Here is a 17,224-nt window from a genome sequence, read left to right as displayed (position 1 = left end):
TCAACCCCCTGCAATAACCTGAAAAAGCAGGATCTGGTCGCCTTCCTGCACGATTTGCTGCTCCCACTGCTCGCGCGGCAGGATCTGCTGATTGAGTGCCAGCGCTGCACCCGGTTTAAGCTGATTAAGCGCAGTGAGCAGCCCGCTGACGGTTTGTCCTTCGGCGCACTGCATCGGCTCATCATTGAACTGAATCTGCATGTTGCCCTCCGCATACCGGGCAGCCGCTGGCACGTCGTAGCGCGAGGCTGCGCCACTGGCTGGTTTTACCGTCAAACAGGCGTAGCTCTCCGCTGGGCGTCTCGATACCGCTGAGCAATTTAATCGCTTCCAACGCCTGCAAGGTGCCCATCACGCCCACAACAGGTCCGACGATACCGGCGGTACGGCAGTTGCGTTCAGGCTCTACATCGTCCGGCCACAGGCAGCGGTAACAGCCTTGTTCCCACGGGGGCGTCAGTATCATCAGTTGGCCGCCAAAGCCGACAGCGCTGGCGGTGATGAGCGGGGTGCCGAGCGTTACGCAGGCGGCGTTAATTTCCTGGCGCGTGGCCATGTTATCGGTACAGTCGAGCACCACATCGGCACGCGCTACCGCATGCCGGAGCGCATCGCCTTTCAGTCGCTGCTGGAGCGATACCAGTTCGATATCCGGGTTGAGCCGCGTCAGGCGCTGCTGGGCAACCTGCGATTTTGAACGCGCGATATCATCAGTGGTAAACAGTATCTGGCGCTGCAGATTGCTCAGATGAATGTCGTCATCGTCTACCAGCGTCAGTTTGCCGATGCCAGCTCCCGCCAGATACAGCGCAGCAGGCGAACCTAACCCGCCTAAACCGACAATCAGCACATGGCTATCGAGTAGCTTTTGCTGGCCTTCAATGGCTATATCGCCGAGCAGGATCTGCCGGCTGTAACGCATAAAGTCGCGGTCATTCATCGCCCACTCCTGCGATTTCCAGTAGTTGGGCCGTGGCGGCCTGCCAGTCAGCCGCCTGGGTAATGGCGCTGACCACGGCAATGCTGCCGACGCCGGTCGCCAGTACCGCCGGGGCGCGCTCAAGACTGATACCGCCAATGGCGACGGTCGGGTAATCCGCTAGTCGTTCAATATGGTTTGCCAGTTGCGTGAGTCCCTGCGGGGCGGAAGGCATCTGCTTGGTTTGCGTGGGGAAGACATGGCCCAGCGCGATATAAGATGGTTTAGCGGCGAGCGCGACGTTTATCTCCATATCATCGTGAGTGGAGACCCCCAGGCGTAGCCCCGCCGCCTGAATCGCCTTCAGGTCGGTGGTTTCAAGGTCTTCCTGGCCCAGATGCACGCCGTAAGCGCGGTGCTTAATTGCCAGACGCCAGTAGTCGTTGATAAACAGACGGGCGTTATAGCGACGCCCTAGCTCAATGGCGGCCATAACGTCGGCTTCGACCTCTTCATCACGCTTATCTTTAATGCGCAGTTGGATCGTGCGTACGCCTGCCTGCAGCAAGCGTTCAATCCATTGCACGCTGTCCACCACCGGGTAAAGCCCGAGGCGGAACGGCACGGTTGGGAAATCAGGCTGGTACATTACACCTCCTCTTTTTTGAGGTAGATTTCGCCGCCTTTAGCACGGAAGTTCTCCGACATATCCGCCATGCCGACTTCAATCGTTTGTGCGGCAGCGTAGTCGCGAACCTCCTGGCTGATTTTCATCGAGCAGAACTTCGGTCCGCACATGGAGCAGAAGTGAGCGACCTTGCCGGACTCCTGTGGCAGGGTTTCATCGTGGTAGGCACGGGCTGTGAACGGGTCGAGCGCGAGGTTAAACTGGTCTTCCCAGCGGAATTCGAAACGCGCTTTCGACATGGCGTTATCGCGGATCTGCGCACCCGGATGACCTTTTGCTAAGTCAGCTGCGTGGGCGGCAATCTTGTAGGTAATCAGCCCTTGCTTCACATCTTCTTTGTTCGGCAGGCCGAGGTGCTCTTTTGGCGTGACGTAGCACAGCATCGCGCAGCCAAACCAGCCGATCATCGCCGCACCGATCCCGGAAGTGAAGTGGTCGTAACCTGGCGCGATGTCGGTGGTCAATGGTCCTAAGGTGTAAAACGGTGCTTCATGGCAGTGCTCCAGCTCTTCGGTCATGTTGCGCTGGATCATATGCATGGGTACATGACCCGGGCCTTCAATCATCACCTGCACGTCGTATTCCCAGGCGATTTTGGTCAGCTCACCCAGCGTATGCAGCTCGGAGAACTGTGCTTCGTCGTTCGCATCCTGAATTGAACCCGGGCGCAGGCCGTCACCCAGCGACAAAGAGACGTCGTAGGCGGCGCAGATTTCGCAAATCTCGCGGAAATGTTCGTACAGGAAATTCTCTTTGTGATGAGAAAGGCACCATTTCGCCATAATCGAACCGCCGCGTGAGACAATACCGGTCAGGCGTTTGGCGGTCATCGGCACGTAGCGCAGCAGCACGCCCGCGTGAATGGTGAAGTAGTCGACGCCCTGTTCGGCCTGCTCCAGCAGCGTGTCGCGGAAGGCTTCCCAGGTGAGATCTTCGGCGATCCCGTTGACCTTCTCCAGCGCCTGGTAGATCGGCACAGTACCGATCGGTACCGGACTGTTACGCAGGATCCACTCGCGGGTTTCGTGAATATAGCGGCCAGTGGAGAGATCCATCACCGTGTCTGCGCCCCAGCGCGTCGACCACACCAGTTTTTCTACCTCTTCTTCGATAGAGGAGGTGACGGCAGAGTTGCCGATGTTGGCGTTAACCTTCACCAGGAAGTTGCGACCGATAATCATCGGCTCGGATTCCGGGTGGTTGATGTTGGCAGGAATAATCGCGCGGCCCGCGGCCACTTCATCACGCACGAATTCCGGTGTGATGTTTTCTGGCAGGCGTGCGCCAAAGTTCATCCCCGGATGCTGGTGGCGAAGCACTTCACTGCGAATGCGCTCGCGGCCCATGTTTTCACGGATGGCGATGAACTCCATCTCCGGGGTCACTATTCCCTGGCGGGCGTAGTGTAGCTGGGTGACACGCTTACCGGCTTTGGCGCGCTTTGGCGTCAGCAGGCCGGTGAAACGCAGTTCGTCCAGGCCATCGTCGGCCAGACGTTCTTTGGTATAAGCGGAACTACGGTCGTCTAATTCTTCGCTATCGTTACGCGCCGCAATCCACGCCTGGCGCAGTTTTGCCAGACCTTGCTGAACGTTAATCGCCACGTCAGGATCGCCATACGGTCCGGAGGTGTCGTATACCGGAACGGCTTCGTTCTCTTCGAACTGCGGGTTGTCTTTGCTACCGCCAGTCAGCGTCGGGCTGAGCTGAATTTCGCGCATCGGAATGCGGATATCCGGCTGCGAACCGGTAATATAAATGCGTTTTGAGTTAGGGAAGGCAGTCCCTTCCAGGGTATCGATAAAGTGTTGGGCTTGAGCGCGCTGTTCGCGGCGTGATGGTTTAGTAGTGGCAGACATAGCTCATTCCAAATAAAAGTAAGGATATGGCTTGTCAGACGACGGATGAAGCAAGAGAGAAGCTCGCCCGGGGGGCGATGCTATTGCAGATTGACTCTTGTTCCCTTCGCAGGTTTTAACCTGATCAGGTTCCGCGGATCCCGAATTAACGGTCTCAGCCTTTTCCACTCATGCTGCTGTGGAAAATAAGCACTCCGACAAGAAGTAACCTCAGTAAAGAGGTAATGAATGTAAACTACGCGTTAATGCCGTAAATCTCAAGCATGACGTTTGAGAGTGCTACTCTCGTGCATCGCGTCAAATACCAGCATGATCAGCTTATCTTCCAGCACGAATCGGGCTTCTAGCGCTTCGCCGAGATCCGATAAAACCTGTTGAAATTCAAGGAAGTTATCATGATCAATCGCAGTTTCCAGGCTGGAGTCATAGTAGTCCATGATCAGCTGCGTATTGGCTTCCAGCAGCGGCCAAATTTTTGTGGCTTTTAAAAGCTGCCCGTTCCCTTCCAATTTATGGAGAATACGTTCATAAATACTGAAGTGTCCGGTGGAGAGGTAATCGACCAGGCTCTGACAAAAATCATCCAGCGCTTTTTCATTGAGTCGCATGTACGATTCTTTGCCAGGCTTAATGCCAACCAGATTGTAGTAAGCCACGAGCAGGTGCTTACGTACATGTAGCCAGCGATCAACCAGTTTATTACTTCCTCCGACGTGCTCCGTCAGGCTTTCCAGCTGGTTTAGCATGATTGACTCCGCAAGATGGTGTTTAGGAACTGCTCACCCGTAAATGTAAAAATAATGTAAACAACATGCCTGTGAAGCAAAGGTTGCGCAAGAGATATGGATCGTATAATTGAAAAATTAGATAGCGGCTGGTGGATCGTCAGTCATGAGCAAAAGTTATGGTTACCTCATGGCGAGCTACCTTATGGCGACGCAGCCCGTTTTGATCTGATTGGTCAGCGCGCGCTGCCAATAGGCGAGTGGGAAGGGGAGACTGTCTGGCTGGTGCAGCAGCAGCGTCGACACGATATGGGGTCGGTGCGCCAGGTCATTGACCAGGACGTTGGCCTGTTTCAACTGGCCGGACGCGGCGTACAGCTGGCAGAGTTCTATCGCTCGCATAAATTCTGCGGCTACTGTGGCCATCCCATGCACCCGAGTAAAACGGAGTGGGCGATGCTCTGTAGCCACTGCCGTGAACGTTATTACCCGCAAATTGCTCCCTGCATAATCGTCGCTATTCGCCGTGATGATTCCATCCTGCTTGCCCAACATGTTCGCCATCGTAACGGCGTGCATACCGTACTGGCGGGTTTTGTCGAAGTGGGCGAGACCCTGGAACAGGCGGTAGCGCGTGAAGTCATGGAAGAGAGCGGCATTAAGGTGAAAAACCTGCGCTATGTCACTTCTCAGCCATGGCCATTCCCGCAGTCTTTGATGACCGCATTTATGGCAGAGTATGATAGCGGCGAAATCGTCATCGACCCGAAAGAGCTGCTGGAAGCGAACTGGTATCGCTATGACGATTTACCGCTCTTGCCCCCGCCGGGTACTGTCGCGCGTCGATTGATTGAAGACACTGTGGCAATGTGTCGGGCTGAGTACGAGTAAAGAGCGAGTGGTGATACACTGACGGACTGACGCAATAAGGAACTGCAAAAATGACCGAACTGAAGAACGATCGTTATCTGCGTGCGCTGCTGCGCCAGCCCGTTGATGTCACTCCGGTATGGATGATGCGCCAGGCAGGCCGCTATCTACCGGAATACAAAGCTACCCGTGCCGAAGCGGGTGATTTTATGGCGCTGTGCAAAAATGCCGAGCTAGCCTGCGAAGTCACTCTGCAGCCGCTGCGTCGCTATAAACTTGATGCCGCGATCCTCTTCTCCGATATCCTGACGATCCCGGATGCGATGGGACTCGGGCTGTATTTTGAAGCAGGAGAAGGCCCACGCTTCACCTCTCCGATTACCAGCAAGGCTGACGTCGACAAACTGCCGATCCCTGACCCGGAAGATGGGCTGGGGTACGTGATGAACGCGGTGCGCACTATCCGCCGTGAACTGAAAGGCGAAGTGCCGCTGATCGGCTTCTCCGGTAGCCCGTGGACGCTGGCGACCTACATGGTTGAAGGCGGCAGCAGTAAAGCCTTCACCGTGATTAAAAAGATGATGTACGCCGATCCTAAAGCGCTGCATCTGCTGCTTGATAAGCTGGCGAAGAGCGTCACGCTGTACCTGAACGCGCAGATCAAAGCGGGCGCGCAGTCGGTGATGATTTTCGATACCTGGGGGGGCGTGCTGACCGGTCGCGACTATCAGCAGTTCTCCCTGTATTACATGCACAAAATCGTCGATGGCCTGCTGCGCGAGAACGAAGGTCGTCGTGTACCGGTGACCCTGTTTACCAAAGGCGGTGGTCAGTGGCTGGAAGCGATGGCGGAAACCGGCTGTGATGCGTTAGGTCTCGACTGGACCACTGACATTGCCGATGCGCGTCGTCGTGTTGGTCACAAAGTGGCGCTACAGGGCAATATGGATCCGTCCATGCTGTATGCGCCGCCAGCCCGCATCGAAGAAGAGGTGGCGACAATTCTGGCTGGATTTGGTCAGGGGGAAGGGCATGTCTTTAACCTGGGCCACGGCATTCATCAGGACGTCCCGCCAGAACATGCGGGTGTCTTTGTGGAGGCGGTACATCGGTTGTCCGAACAGTACCACCGCTAAGGAGTCATCATGGATCTCGCGTCATTACGCGCGCAGCAGCTTGAACTGGCCTCTTCAGTGATCCGCGAGGATCGTTTTCACTGCGATCCCCCGGATCTGATCGGCGGCGCTGACGTAGGCTTTGAGCAGGGCGGTGAAGTGACGCGCGCGGCGATGGTTTTGCTGAAGTATCCCACGCTTGAGCTGGTCGAATACAAGGTGGCGCGTATCGCCACCACCATGCCCTACATTCCTGGTTTTCTCTCCTTTCGTGAAACTCCCGCGCTGATGGCTGCCTGGCAACTGCTCTCGCACAAGCCAGATCTGCTGTTCGTTGACGGGCATGGCATTTCTCACCCGCGTCGTCTGGGCGTGGCCAGCCATTTTGGCCTGCTGGTGGACGTCCCAACGATTGGTGTGGCGAAAAAACGGTTGTGCGGCAAGTTTGAACCGCTCGCTGCTGAACCTGGTGCGCTAGCGCCGTTGCTGGATAAAGGCGAACAGCTGGCATGGGTCTGGCGCAGCAAAGCGCGCTGTAACCCGCTGTTTATTTCTACGGGCCACCGCGTGAGTATGGACAGCGCGCTGACGTGGGTTCAACGCTGTATGAACGGCTATCGTTTGCCGGAACCAACACGCTGGGCAGATGCGGTGGCATCCGAACGCCCGGCTTTTACTCGGCTTGCAGCAAAAACGCCCCATATCGGGTAAACTGCGGCTAATTTCCGTATTTGAGAACTCATCATGTTACAAAATCCGATTCACCTGCGTCTGGAGAAGCTGGAAAGCTGGCAGCACGTCACGTTTATGGCCTGTCTGTGCGAACGCATGTACCCGAACTACGCCATGTTCTGCAAGCAAACTGAATTTGGCGATGGACAGATTTACCGCCGAATTCTGGATCTGATTTGGGAAGCGCTGACGGTTAAAGACGCGAAAATCAATTTCGACAGCCAGCTGGAAAAGTTTGAAGAGGCCATTCCTTCTGCAGACGATTACGATCTGTACGGCGTTTATCCGGCGATTGATGCCTGTGTGGCATTAAGCGAGCTGATGCATTCGCGTCTTAGCGGTGAAACGCTGGAGCATGCAATCGAAGTGAGTAAGGCGTCGATTACGACGGTTGCGATGCTGGAAATGACTCAGGCTGGTCGCGAAATGACCGATGAAGAGCTCAAAGAGAACCCTGCCGTTGAGCAAGAATGGGATATTCAGTGGGAAATTTTCCGACTTTTAGCCGACTGTGAAGAACGCGATATTGAGCTGATAAAAGGGCTGCGTGCAGACCTGCGCGAGGCTGGTGAGAGCAATATTGGTATAAATTTTCAGCAATGACACCACAAAACGTGATTTAACGCCTGATTTGTCGTGCCTGAAGGCTTCCCATCCGCCCCCGGTCTGGTCTACATTTGGGGGGCGAAAAAAAGTGGCTATCGGTGCGTGTATGCAGGAGAGTGCTTTTCTGGCATTTCCGTCGCACTCGATGCTTAGCAAGCGATAAACACATTGTAAGGATAACTTATGAACAAGACTCAACTGATTGATGTAATTGCAGACAAAGCAGAACTGTCTAAAACACAGGCTAAAGCTGCTCTGGAATCCACTCTGGCTGCTATTACTGAGTCTCTGAAAGAAGGCGATGCTGTACAACTGGTTGGTTTCGGTACCTTCAAAGTGAACCACCGTGCTGAGCGCACTGGCCGCAACCCGCAGACCGGTAAAGAAATCAAAATCGCCGCAGCTAACGTACCGGCATTTGTTTCTGGTAAAGCACTGAAAGACGCGGTTAAGTAATTCGCGTGGCAGTGAACAGTTTTAACGAAGGGGCGGTTTCGCCCCTTTTGTCCATCTGGCGTCATACGCTTTGGCTTTCAGGTGTTCTGTTACTGTCTGCCTGCGGTAGCCATTCTGAGCTTCCTCCGTTCACGGCCAGCGGCTATGTTGGCGATCAGGGGGCGGTACGTATTTGGCGTAAAGACTCCGGTGACGACGTTCACTTACTCTCGGTATTTAGTCCGTGGCGTAAAGGCGAAACCACTACCAGTGAATACCGCTGGCAGGGTGATTCGCTCTCTCTGATAGAACTCAACGTTTACAGTAAACCGGCTGAACATGTCCGTATACGCTTCGATGACCGGGGCGAACTAAGCTTCATGCAGCGTGAAGTCGACGGGCAAAAGCAGCAGCTTTCCAGCGATCAAATCGCGCTTTACCGCTATCGCGCCGATCAAATTCGCCAGACCAGCGATGCGCTGCGTCAGGGACGGGTGATATTGCGTCAGGGACGTTGGCATGCGGATAACACAGTCACAACCTGTGAAGGTGAAACGCTGAATCCAGACCTGGAGTCGTGGGCGATAAACCATATCGAGCGCCGCCAGAGACATTCATCCGTAGAGGTGAGTGTGGCATGGCTGGAAGCGCCCGAAGGGTCGCAGCTACTGCTGGTCGCCAATGAAGATTTTTGTCACTGGCAGCCCACAGCCAAAACTTTCTGAAAATCTGAAAACAGGTAGCCAGCAGGCCTGAACCGTATAGCGTCATCAGGCATTAAGTCTTTTACCAGTGACCCATTCCCATATGGCCGCCGCCGCGATGGTTACCGCCACCGCCGCATCCGCCGTAGCCCATTCCCGCGCCACGTGGCACGCCAGCCTGCGCCATTGCGACATCGCGTTTAACGCGCTGCTCGTCCAGAGACTGATTCAACGCTTCCATCTCTTTTGCTACAGCATTAATTTTTGCCGTGTCCGGCGAGCTGGCCGTTAATAGCGCATTGTACTCATAACGTTTGGATGTCAGCTGTTGGCGCAACGCGCTGGTCTGGGAGTAATAATCATCATAGATTTTCTGTGCGGCAGCCTGCTGCTCAGCGGTCATTGGCGTACCGCCCCGTTGCTGCATTCCGTCGCCATATCCCCAGTGATTCTGCGCCAGTACCGGGGTGGAGCCCAGTGCGATAAGAGAAAGTGCAATCAGTGCCAGTTTGTTGTTCCGTTTCATCGTTCGTTCTCCTGTTGGTTAGCTTACATTCCCTTTTGCATCTTCCGTGCCAAAGCGGCAATCCCAGCGCTGCGGGCGTTGTACCCGCCGTCTTTGCAGGGAAACGAGTAAAAATGACTCGCCAGAACGCGCCAGCGAGTCATTTTTACCCGTTACTTTCAGCTGTTTGTGTCTGAGGGCAGGGTTATCAGGGGGAAAAAATGGCATGATTTCTGCTGTATACCTGCAACGATGAAAGGAACAAGCGGGGTGAAGGGAGAGCGTATGCGTCTTTATAAGGACACGGCGGCAAAGTGGTTGAGCCGACTCTTGCTGGCGGCAATCCTGATTTTGGTCGGCTGGTTTTCGATTATGACCATTCGGGACTATGGGCGGGAAAGTGGCGCCGCACGGCAAACGCTACTGGAAAAAGGCAGTGTGCTCATTCGCGCTCTGGAGTCTGGAACGCGCGTAGGCATGGGGATGCGCATGCATCATGCCCAGCAGCAGACGCTACTGGAGGAAATGGCTGTACAGCCTGGCGTGCTATGGTTTGCCGTCGTCGATGAGCATGGTGTCATTATTACCCACAGCAATTCCGCGATGGTTGGTAAAACGCTCTATTCATCGGATGTCCTGCGACAGCTTAGTCCTGGGGAACAAGAAAGCTGGCGGAATATTGAGATCCCGGTGGGAGACGGTGAAAAAACGCCAGCCCTGGAAATTTACCGCCAGTTTCAGCCAATGTATGGTCCAGGACGCCACGGTATGGCGCGCTGCGCCAGCAATGACGGGCAGCTTATTACCCCTGCACAAACCATATTTATCGCTTTTGATGCCAGCGATCTGGCAGCGACTCAGGCAAGAGAGTGGCGTAACACCCTGATAGTCCTCTCTGCGCTGGCGGCTGTGTTGCTGGCCACTGTGCTGACGTTCTTCTGGTATCAGCGCTATCAGCGCTCGTACAAAGAACTCCAGGATGCGATGAAGCGTAAAGAAAAACTGTTAGCGCTCGGGCACCTTGCGGCTGGAGTGGCACATGAAATTCGTAACCCGCTTTCATCGATCAAAGGGTTAGCGAAGTATTTTGCCGAGCGAACCCCGGCAGGAGGCGAGTCGCACGAGCTGGCGCAGGTGATGGCGAAAGAGGCGGATCGTTTAAATCGGGTGGTGAGCGAGTTGCTGGAGCTGGTGAAACCTGCGCATCTGACACTGCAACAGGTGAATCTTAATGAGGTCATCACCCACTCATTACACCTGGTGAGTCAGGATGCGGCAAGCCGGGAAATCCAGCTCCGCTTTTCGGCCACTCCTACGCTCCCCGCTATTCAGGCCGATCCCGACCGACTGACCCAGGTTTTGTTGAATCTGTATCTGAACGCCATTCATGCGATTGGTCGTCAGGGTACGATCACGGTTGAAGCGAGTGAAAGCAGCGGCGATCGCGTTAAAATCGTGGTTACCGATAGCGGGAAGGGAATTGCAGCGGAACAGCTGGAGGCCATTTTTACGCCTTACTTTACGACCAAAGCTGACGGAACCGGTCTCGGGCTGGCGGTAGTGCAGAACATTATCGAACAGCATGGTGGCACTATTCAGGTGGCAAGCGTTGAGGGCAAAGGTGCGACCTTTACCCTTAGGCTGCCGACCAAAGCGAAACAACAGGATTAACAAGGATGACGCGCGGAAAAATCAATATTCTGGTAGTCGATGACGATATCAGCCACTGCACCATTTTACAGGCACTGTTGCGCGGCTGGGGTTATGAGGTCGCGCTGGCCTATAGCGGGCGAGCGGCGCTGGAACAGGTGCGCGAACGCGTATTTGATTTAGTGCTGTGTGATGTACGCATGGCGGAGATGGACGGCATCGCAACGCTGAAAGAGATTAAAGCGCTGAATCCGGCGATTCCGGTCTTGATCATGACGGCGTTCTCCAGCGTAGAGACCGCCGTCGAGGCGCTTAAAACCGGGGCGCTGGACTACTTAATCAAACCACTGGATTTTGACCGTCTGCAGGAGACGCTGGAAAAGGCGCTGGCGCATACGCGGGAAACGGGCGCTGAACTGCCATCGGCGTCGGCTGCGCAGTTTGGCATGATTGGCAGCAGTCCGGCGATGCAGAAGTTGCTCAATGAAATCGCGATGGTTGCGCCCTCGGATGCCACGGTGCTCATTCACGGAGACTCCGGCACGGGTAAAGAGTTGGTGGCCCGGGCGCTGCATGCCAGCAGCGCCCGTCGCGATAAACCGCTGGTGACGCTCAACTGCGCGGCGCTTAATGAATCGCTGCTGGAGTCCGAACTTTTTGGTCACGAGAAAGGGGCGTTTACCGGGGCGGATAAACGGCGGGAAGGGCGCTTTGTGGAAGCCGATGGCGGCACGTTATTTCTTGATGAAATTGGTGATATTTCACCGCTGATGCAGGTGCGCCTGCTGCGGGCTATCCAGGAGCGAGAAGTGCAACGCGTTGGTAGCAATCAGACTATTGCGGTTGATGTCCGGCTGATCGCCGCTACGCATCGCGATCTTGCGGAAGAAGTCAGCGCCGGGCGCTTTCGTCAGGATCTCTATTATCGCCTGAACGTCGTCACCATTGAAATGCCAGCGCTGTGCCAGCGCCGGGAAGATATTCCGCTGTTAGCCGAACATTTTCTCCAGCGTTTTGCCGCGCGTAACCGCAAAGCGGTGAAAGGCTTTACTCCACAGGCGATGGATCTGCTGATTCACTACGACTGGCCGGGCAATATTCGTGAGCTGGAAAATGCGATTGAGCGCTCGGTGGTACTGCTGACGGGGGAATATATTTCCGAGCGTGAGCTGCCGATGGCGATTGCCGCGACGCTGATAAAAACGGAATTCAGTGGCGAGATCCAACCGCTGGTGGATGTCGAAAAAGAGGTGATTCTGGCGGCGCTGGAAAAAACGGGCGGCAATAAAACGGAAGCCGCCCGTCAGTTAGGCATTACGCGTAAAACGCTGTTGGCGAAAATTTCGCGTTAGCGTTGCTCGCGTTCAATGGCGCGCCAGCCAATGTCGTTACGGCTGAAGCTGCCATCCCAGCGGATGTCGGTCATCAGGGCGTAAGCGCGTTTCTGCGCTTCAGCCACGGTATTGCCCAGGGCGGTGGCGCACAGCACGCGGCCGCCGCTAGTCAGCACGCGATCGTCTTCGGCGAGTTTCGTGCCCGCATGGAACACTTTTCCGTCTTCTACTTCTTCCAGCGGCAGACCGTGGATCTCATCACCGGTGTTGTAGTTGCCTGGATAACCTCCGGCAGCAATGACGACACCCAGCGAGGCGCGTTCGTCCCACTCGGAGGTTTTCTCATCCAGCTTGCCGTCGCAGGCGGCGAGACAAAGCTCCACCAGGTCCGATTTCATGCGCAGCATGATCGGCTGGGTTTCCGGATCGCCAAAGCGGCAGTTGAACTCGATAACCTTCGGATTGCCCTGCTTGTCGATCATCAGACCCGCGTACAGGAAGCCGGTGTAGGTATTCCCTTCCGCCGCCATGCCTTTTACGGTTGGCCAAATGATGCGTTCCATGGTGCGCTGATGCACTTCATCAGTCACCACCGGCGCCGGTGAGTAAGCACCCATACCGCCAGTGTTCGGGCCGGTATCGCCGTTACCTACGCGTTTGTGGTCCTGGCTGGTGGCCATCGGCAGCACGTGCTCGCCGTCGACCATCACGATAAAGCTCGCTTCTTCGCCGTCGAGGAACTCTTCGATAACAATGCGGTGGCCCGCATCGCCAAAAGCGTTTCCTGCCAGCATGTCATGAACGGCGGCTTCGGCTTCCTCCAGCGTCATCGCCACGATAACGCCTTTACCGGCAGCCAGACCGTCGGCTTTGATAACAATCGGTGCGCCTTTCTCACGCAGATAGGCCAGTGCTGGCTTAATCTCAGTGAAGTTCTGATATTCCGCGGTCGGGATATGATGACGGGCGAGGAAATCTTTGGTGAAGGCTTTGGAGCCTTCCAGTTGTGCAGCACCTTCGGTTGGGCCGAAAATTGTCAGACCGGCGGCGCGGAAAGCATCGACTACGCCAATTACCAGCGGCGCTTCCGGACCAACGATGGTCAGATCGATCTTCTCGTTCTGGGCAAAGCTCAGCAGTGCAGGGATATCGGTTACCGCGATAGCCACGTTTTGCAGTGCAGGTTCCAGTGCGGTGCCCGCGTTACCCGGTGCAACAAAAACGGTATCGACCAGCGGCGACTGCGCCGCTTTCCAGGCCAGGGCGTGCTCGCGCCCGCCGTTGCCAATCACTAATACTTTCATCGTCTGCTCCGTGGATTAATGGCGGAAGTGGCGCATGTCGGTAAAGATCATCGCGATACCGTGTTCATCGGCAGCGGCAATGACTTCGTCATCACGGATAGAACCACCAGGCTGGATAACGCAGCTCACGCCAACGGCGGCAGCGGCATCAATACCATCGCGGAACGGGAAGAAGGCGTCAGAGGCCATGGCGGAGCCTTTTACTTCCAGACCTTCGTCAGCCGCTTTAATCCCGGCGATTTTCGCGGAGTACACGCGGCTCATCTGGCCGGCGCCTATGCCGATAGTCATGTTCTCTTTGGCATAAACAATGGCGTTGGATTTCACGAACTTCGCCACTTTCCAGCAGAACAGCGCATCGCGTAGCTCTTGCTCGGTCGGCTGGCGTTTAGACACCACGCGCAGTTCGCTTTCGCTCACCATACCCAGATCCCTGTCCTGAACCAGCAGGCCGCCGTTAACGCGTTTGAAGTCCAGGCCCGGTACACGTTGTGCCCACTGGCCGCAGGTCAGAACGCGAACGTTCTGTTTGGCGGCGGTGATTTTCAGTGCGTCTTCGGTTGCGGACGGGGCGATGATCACTTCCACGAACTGACGGGAGATAATTGCCTGTGCGGTTTCAGCATCCAGTTCCCGGTTGAAAGCGATGATGCCGCCGAACGCCGAAGTCGGGTCGGTTTTATAGGCGCGGTCGTACGCGTCCAGAATAGAGGTACTTACCGCTACGCCACACGGGTTAGCGTGCTTAACGATCACACAGGCTGGCTCGCTGAACTCTTTCACGCACTCCAGCGCCGCGTCGGTATCGGCGATATTGTTGTAGGAAAGCGCTTTGCCCTGTACCTGCTGTGCGGTGGCAACGGACGCTTCTTTAACATTCTCTTCTATATAGAAGGCAGCCTGCTGGTGGCTGTTCTCGCCGTAGCGCATATCCTGCTTCTTAATGAAGTTCAGGTTCAGCGTACGCGGGAAACGACCGGCGGCTTCTTTACTCTCACCGTGGTAAGCCGGAACCATGCTGCCGAAGTAGTTGGCAATCATGCTGTCGTAGGCGGCGGTGTGTTCGAAGGCTTTAATCGCGAGGTCAAAGCGGGTTTCCAGAGTCAGGGAGCCTTCGTTGGCATCCATCTCTTTAATAATGGCGTCGTAGTCGCTGCTCTTCACAACGATCGCTACGTCTTTATGGTTCTTGGCTGCGGAACGCACCATGGTCGGGCCGCCGATATCAATGTTCTCTACCGCATCTTCCAGCGAGCAACCTTCGCGTGCCACGGTTTCGGCAAATGGGTAAAGGTTAACGACAACCATATCAATAGGGGCGATGCCGTGCTGTTCCATAATTCCGTCATCCTGACCACGACGACCAAGAATGCCGCCGTGGACTTTCGGATGCAGGGTCTTCACGCGTCCATCCATCATTTCCGGGAAGCCGGTGTAATCGGAAACTTCGGTCACTGGCAGACCTTTCTCCGCTAACAGGCGCGCGGTGCCACCTGTAGACAGCAGCTCCACACCGCGTGCGGAAAGTGCCTGAGCGAATTCGATGATACCGGCCTTGTCAGAAACACTGAGCAGAGCGCGGCGGACTGGACGACGTTGTTGCATGGTAAATCCCCTGGATTTGACTATTACAGAGAGCGTTAGGTGAATTCTTGGCTAAAAACTCAGCTAACGCCCCTTACGGGGCATCCTTGTTGTGCGGGGGCATTGTAACGAAAACGTTTGCGCAACGCTCGCGAATTTTTAATTTTCGATTTTGACCTCTTCTTTTTCTGTTGAAAGAGGCTGATATAACGAGAGGATCGTAGAAACGATCGTGTGGTTTGTGGATAACTCTGTGCGTAAATGGGTATAAGGCGGAGTTTTGCTGTGGAATGCAGCAGTCAGTCATTTTTCTGTCATTTAAGGGTTGCGGGCCACAGGAAACTCCCTATAATGCGCCTCCATCGACACGGCGGATGTGAATCACTTCACACAAACAGCCGGTTCGGTTGAAGAGAAAAACCTGAAAATGAGGGTTGACTCTGAAAGAGGAAAGCGTAATATACGCCACCTCGCGACAGAGCGCTAAAGCGCGTCGCAACTGCTCTTTAACAATTTATCAGACAATCTGTGTGGGCACTCGAAGATACGGATTCTTAACGTCGCAAGACGAAAAATGAATACCAAGTCTCTGAGTGAACATACGTAATTCATTACGAAGTTTAATTCACGAGCATCAAACTTAAATTGAAGAGTTTGATCATGGCTCAGATTGAACGCTGGCGGCAGGCCTAACACATGCAAGTCGAACGGTAGCACAGAGGAGCTTGCTCCTTGGGTGACGAGTGGCGGACGGGTGAGTAATGTCTGGGAAACTGCCCGATGGAGGGGGATAACTACTGGAAACGGTAGCTAATACCGCATAACGTCGCAAGACCAAAGAGGGGGACCTTCGGGCCTCTTGCCATCGGATGTGCCCAGATGGGATTAGCTAGTAGGTGGGGTAACGGCTCACCTAGGCGACGATCCCTAGCTGGTCTGAGAGGATGACCAGCCACACTGGAACTGAGACACGGTCCAGACTCCTACGGGAGGCAGCAGTGGGGAATATTGCACAATGGGCGCAAGCCTGATGCAGCCATGCCGCGTGTATGAAGAAGGCCTTCGGGTTGTAAAGTACTTTCAGCGAGGAGGAAGGTGTTGTGGTTAATAACCGCAGCAATTGACGTTACTCGCAGAAGAAGCACCGGCTAACTCCGTGCCAGCAGCCGCGGTAATACGGAGGGTGCAAGCGTTAATCGGAATTACTGGGCGTAAAGCGCACGCAGGCGGTCTGTCAAGTCGGATGTGAAATCCCCGGGCTCAACCTGGGAACTGCATCCGAAACTGGCAGGCTAGAGTCTTGTAGAGGGGGGTAGAATTCCAGGTGTAGCGGTGAAATGCGTAGAGATCTGGAGGAATACCGGTGGCGAAGGCGGCCCCCTGGACAAAGACTGACGCTCAGGTGCGAAAGCGTGGGGAGCAAACAGGATTAGATACCCTGGTAGTCCACGCCGTAAACGATGTCGACTTGGAGGTTGTGCCCTTGAGGCGTGGCTTCCGGAGCTAACGCGTTAAGTCGACCGCCTGGGGAGTACGGCCGCAAGGTTAAAACTCAAATGAATTGACGGGGGCCCGCACAAGCGGTGGAGCATGTGGTTTAATTCGATGCAACGCGAAGAACCTTACCTACTCTTGACATCCAGAGAACTTAGCAGAGATGCTTTGGTGCCTTCGGGAACTCTGAGACAGGTGCTGCATGGCTGTCGTCAGCTCGTGTTGTGAAATGTTGGGTTAAGTCCCGCAACGAGCGCAACCCTTATCCTTTGTTGCCAGCGGTTCGGCCGGGAACTCAAAGGAGACTGCCAGTGATAAACTGGAGGAAGGTGGGGATGACGTCAAGTCATCATGGCCCTTACGAGTAGGGCTACACACGTGCTACAATGGCATATACAAAGAGAAGCGACCTCGCGAGAGCAAGCGGACCTCATAAAGTATGTCGTAGTCCGGATTGGAGTCTGCAACTCGACTCCATGAAGTCGGAATCGCTAGTAATCGTGGATCAGAATGCCACGGTGAATACGTTCCCGGGCCTTGTACACACCGCCCGTCACACCATGGGAGTGGGTTGCAAAAGAAGTAGGTAGCTTAACCTTCGGGAGGGCGCTTACCACTTTGTGATTCATGACTGGGGTGAAGTCGTAACAAGGTAACCGTAGGGGAACCTGCGGTTGGATCACCTCCTTACCTTAAAGAA

General features: G+C 55.1%; 17 protein-coding genes, 1 rRNA gene and 1 riboswitch. Of the genes, 9 read left to right on the top strand and 9 right to left on the bottom strand.

All coding sequences use genetic code 11. From position 1 onward, the window contains the following. The 5 genes from thiS to OGY83_RS17515 form a co-directional block, all read right to left on the bottom strand. Positions 1 to 201: a sulfur carrier protein ThiS gene (gene thiS / locus OGY83_RS17535; protein ID WP_016155307.1), complete on the bottom strand. Its 201-nt coding sequence runs from the start codon at positions 199 to 201 to the stop codon at positions 1 to 3. Further along, positions 182 to 940, bottom strand: coding sequence for a HesA/MoeB/ThiF family protein (locus OGY83_RS17530; RefSeq protein WP_286636441.1), 759 nt, complete (start codon positions 938 to 940; stop codon positions 182 to 184). Before OGY83_RS17530 ends, thiS begins: the two co-directional genes overlap by 20 nt. Beyond that, the gene (thiE, locus tag OGY83_RS17525) at positions 933 to 1,568 is read right to left on the bottom strand and encodes a thiamine phosphate synthase (protein WP_286636440.1); all 636 of its coding nucleotides are present in this window, start codon (positions 1,566 to 1,568) and stop codon (positions 933 to 935) included. Before thiE ends, OGY83_RS17530 begins: the two co-directional genes overlap by 8 nt. Then, entirely contained in the window at positions 1,568 to 3,466 is a 1,899-nt protein-coding gene (gene thiC, locus OGY83_RS17520; protein WP_191234351.1) for a phosphomethylpyrimidine synthase ThiC, read from the bottom strand. Before thiC ends, thiE begins: the two co-directional genes overlap by 1 nt. Before the next feature lie 84 nt (positions 3,467 to 3,550). After that, positions 3,551 to 3,673, bottom strand: a riboswitch (TPP riboswitch). A gap of 50 nt (positions 3,674 to 3,723) precedes the next feature. Further along, positions 3,724 to 4,212, bottom strand: coding sequence for an Rsd/AlgQ family anti-sigma factor (locus tag OGY83_RS17515; RefSeq protein ID WP_003826892.1), 489 nt, complete (start codon positions 4,210 to 4,212; stop codon positions 3,724 to 3,726). Positions 4,213 to 4,308: 96 nt separating this feature from the next. Here OGY83_RS17515 and nudC point away from each other — a divergent pair, with 96 nt between their 5' ends. The 6 genes from nudC to OGY83_RS17485 all read left to right on the top strand — a co-directional run bounded on the left by nudC (position 4,309) and on the right by OGY83_RS17485 (position 8,674). After that, positions 4,309 to 5,082 (top strand): NAD(+) diphosphatase, encoded by a 774-nt coding sequence (gene nudC / locus OGY83_RS17510; protein ID WP_003033074.1) that lies wholly within the window; start codon positions 4,309 to 4,311, stop codon positions 5,080 to 5,082. 50 nt (positions 5,083 to 5,132) lie between these two features. Next, a complete protein-coding gene (gene hemE / locus OGY83_RS17505) occupies positions 5,133 to 6,197 on the top strand; it encodes a uroporphyrinogen decarboxylase (protein WP_003826889.1) in 1,065 nt (354 codons plus the stop codon). A 9-nt stretch (positions 6,198 to 6,206) separates the two neighbouring features. Continuing rightward, positions 6,207 to 6,887, top strand: coding sequence for a deoxyribonuclease V (gene nfi / locus OGY83_RS17500; protein ID WP_286636437.1), 681 nt, complete (start codon positions 6,207 to 6,209; stop codon positions 6,885 to 6,887). A gap of 33 nt (positions 6,888 to 6,920) precedes the next feature. Beyond that, positions 6,921 to 7,511 carry a YjaG family protein gene (locus OGY83_RS17495; protein WP_003842015.1) on the top strand — a complete coding sequence of 197 codons (591 nt, stop codon included), beginning with the start codon at positions 6,921 to 6,923 and terminating at the stop codon, positions 7,509 to 7,511. Between the two features lie 186 nt (positions 7,512 to 7,697). Beyond that, positions 7,698 to 7,970: a nucleoid-associated protein HU-alpha gene (gene hupA / locus OGY83_RS17490; RefSeq protein ID WP_001044509.1), complete on the top strand. Its 273-nt coding sequence runs from the start codon at positions 7,698 to 7,700 to the stop codon at positions 7,968 to 7,970. A gap of 11 nt (positions 7,971 to 7,981) precedes the next feature. Continuing rightward, positions 7,982 to 8,674 carry a DUF1481 domain-containing protein gene (locus OGY83_RS17485; protein WP_079940068.1) on the top strand — a complete coding sequence of 231 codons (693 nt, stop codon included), beginning with the start codon at positions 7,982 to 7,984 and terminating at the stop codon, positions 8,672 to 8,674. A 61-nt stretch (positions 8,675 to 8,735) separates the two neighbouring features. Here the strand turns inward: OGY83_RS17485 and zraP are convergent, their stop codons facing one another. After that, a complete protein-coding gene (gene zraP / locus OGY83_RS17480; protein WP_032945657.1) occupies positions 8,736 to 9,179 on the bottom strand; it encodes a zinc resistance sensor/chaperone ZraP in 444 nt (147 codons plus the stop codon). A gap of 18 nt (positions 9,180 to 9,197) precedes the next feature. Then, on the bottom strand, positions 9,198 to 9,386 hold the full coding sequence (locus tag OGY83_RS17475) for a hypothetical protein (protein WP_286636435.1): 189 nt from the start codon (positions 9,384 to 9,386) through the stop codon (positions 9,198 to 9,200). A gap of 57 nt (positions 9,387 to 9,443) precedes the next feature. Here OGY83_RS17475 and zraS point away from each other — a divergent pair, with 57 nt between their 5' ends. Further along, positions 9,444 to 10,829 (top strand): two-component system sensor histidine kinase ZraS, encoded by a 1,386-nt coding sequence (gene zraS / locus OGY83_RS17470; RefSeq protein ID WP_286636434.1) that lies wholly within the window; start codon positions 9,444 to 9,446, stop codon positions 10,827 to 10,829. A gap of 5 nt (positions 10,830 to 10,834) precedes the next feature. Continuing rightward, the gene (gene zraR / locus OGY83_RS17465; protein WP_286636432.1) at positions 10,835 to 12,160 is read left to right on the top strand and encodes a sigma-54-dependent response regulator transcription factor ZraR; all 1,326 of its coding nucleotides are present in this window, start codon (positions 10,835 to 10,837) and stop codon (positions 12,158 to 12,160) included. Here the strand turns inward: zraR and purD are convergent. Together purD and purH are read right to left on the bottom strand one after the other, a co-directional pair. Continuing rightward, positions 12,157 to 13,446, bottom strand: a complete 1,290-nt coding sequence (purD, locus tag OGY83_RS17460) for a phosphoribosylamine--glycine ligase (protein ID WP_286636431.1) — start codon at positions 13,444 to 13,446, stop codon at positions 12,157 to 12,159. The genes zraR and purD overlap by 4 nt on opposite strands. A gap of 15 nt (positions 13,447 to 13,461) precedes the next feature. Next, positions 13,462 to 15,051, bottom strand: coding sequence for a bifunctional phosphoribosylaminoimidazolecarboxamide formyltransferase/IMP cyclohydrolase (purH, locus tag OGY83_RS17455; protein ID WP_191213572.1), 1,590 nt, complete (start codon positions 15,049 to 15,051; stop codon positions 13,462 to 13,464). 621 nt (positions 15,052 to 15,672) lie between these two features. On the opposite strand from purH, the gene OGY83_RS17450 reads away from it, so the two are divergent. Beyond that, positions 15,673 to 17,214 (top strand): 16S ribosomal RNA (locus OGY83_RS17450). Positions 17,215 to 17,224 lie beyond the last annotated feature (10 nt).

This window comes from Citrobacter sp. Cpo090 (assembly GCF_030332665.1).
Taxonomy (GTDB): Bacteria; Pseudomonadota; Gammaproteobacteria; order Enterobacterales; family Enterobacteriaceae; genus Citrobacter; species Citrobacter portucalensis.
The sequence above is the reverse complement of the archived record's forward strand: the minus strand, read 5'-3'. Positions and strand labels throughout refer to the sequence as shown.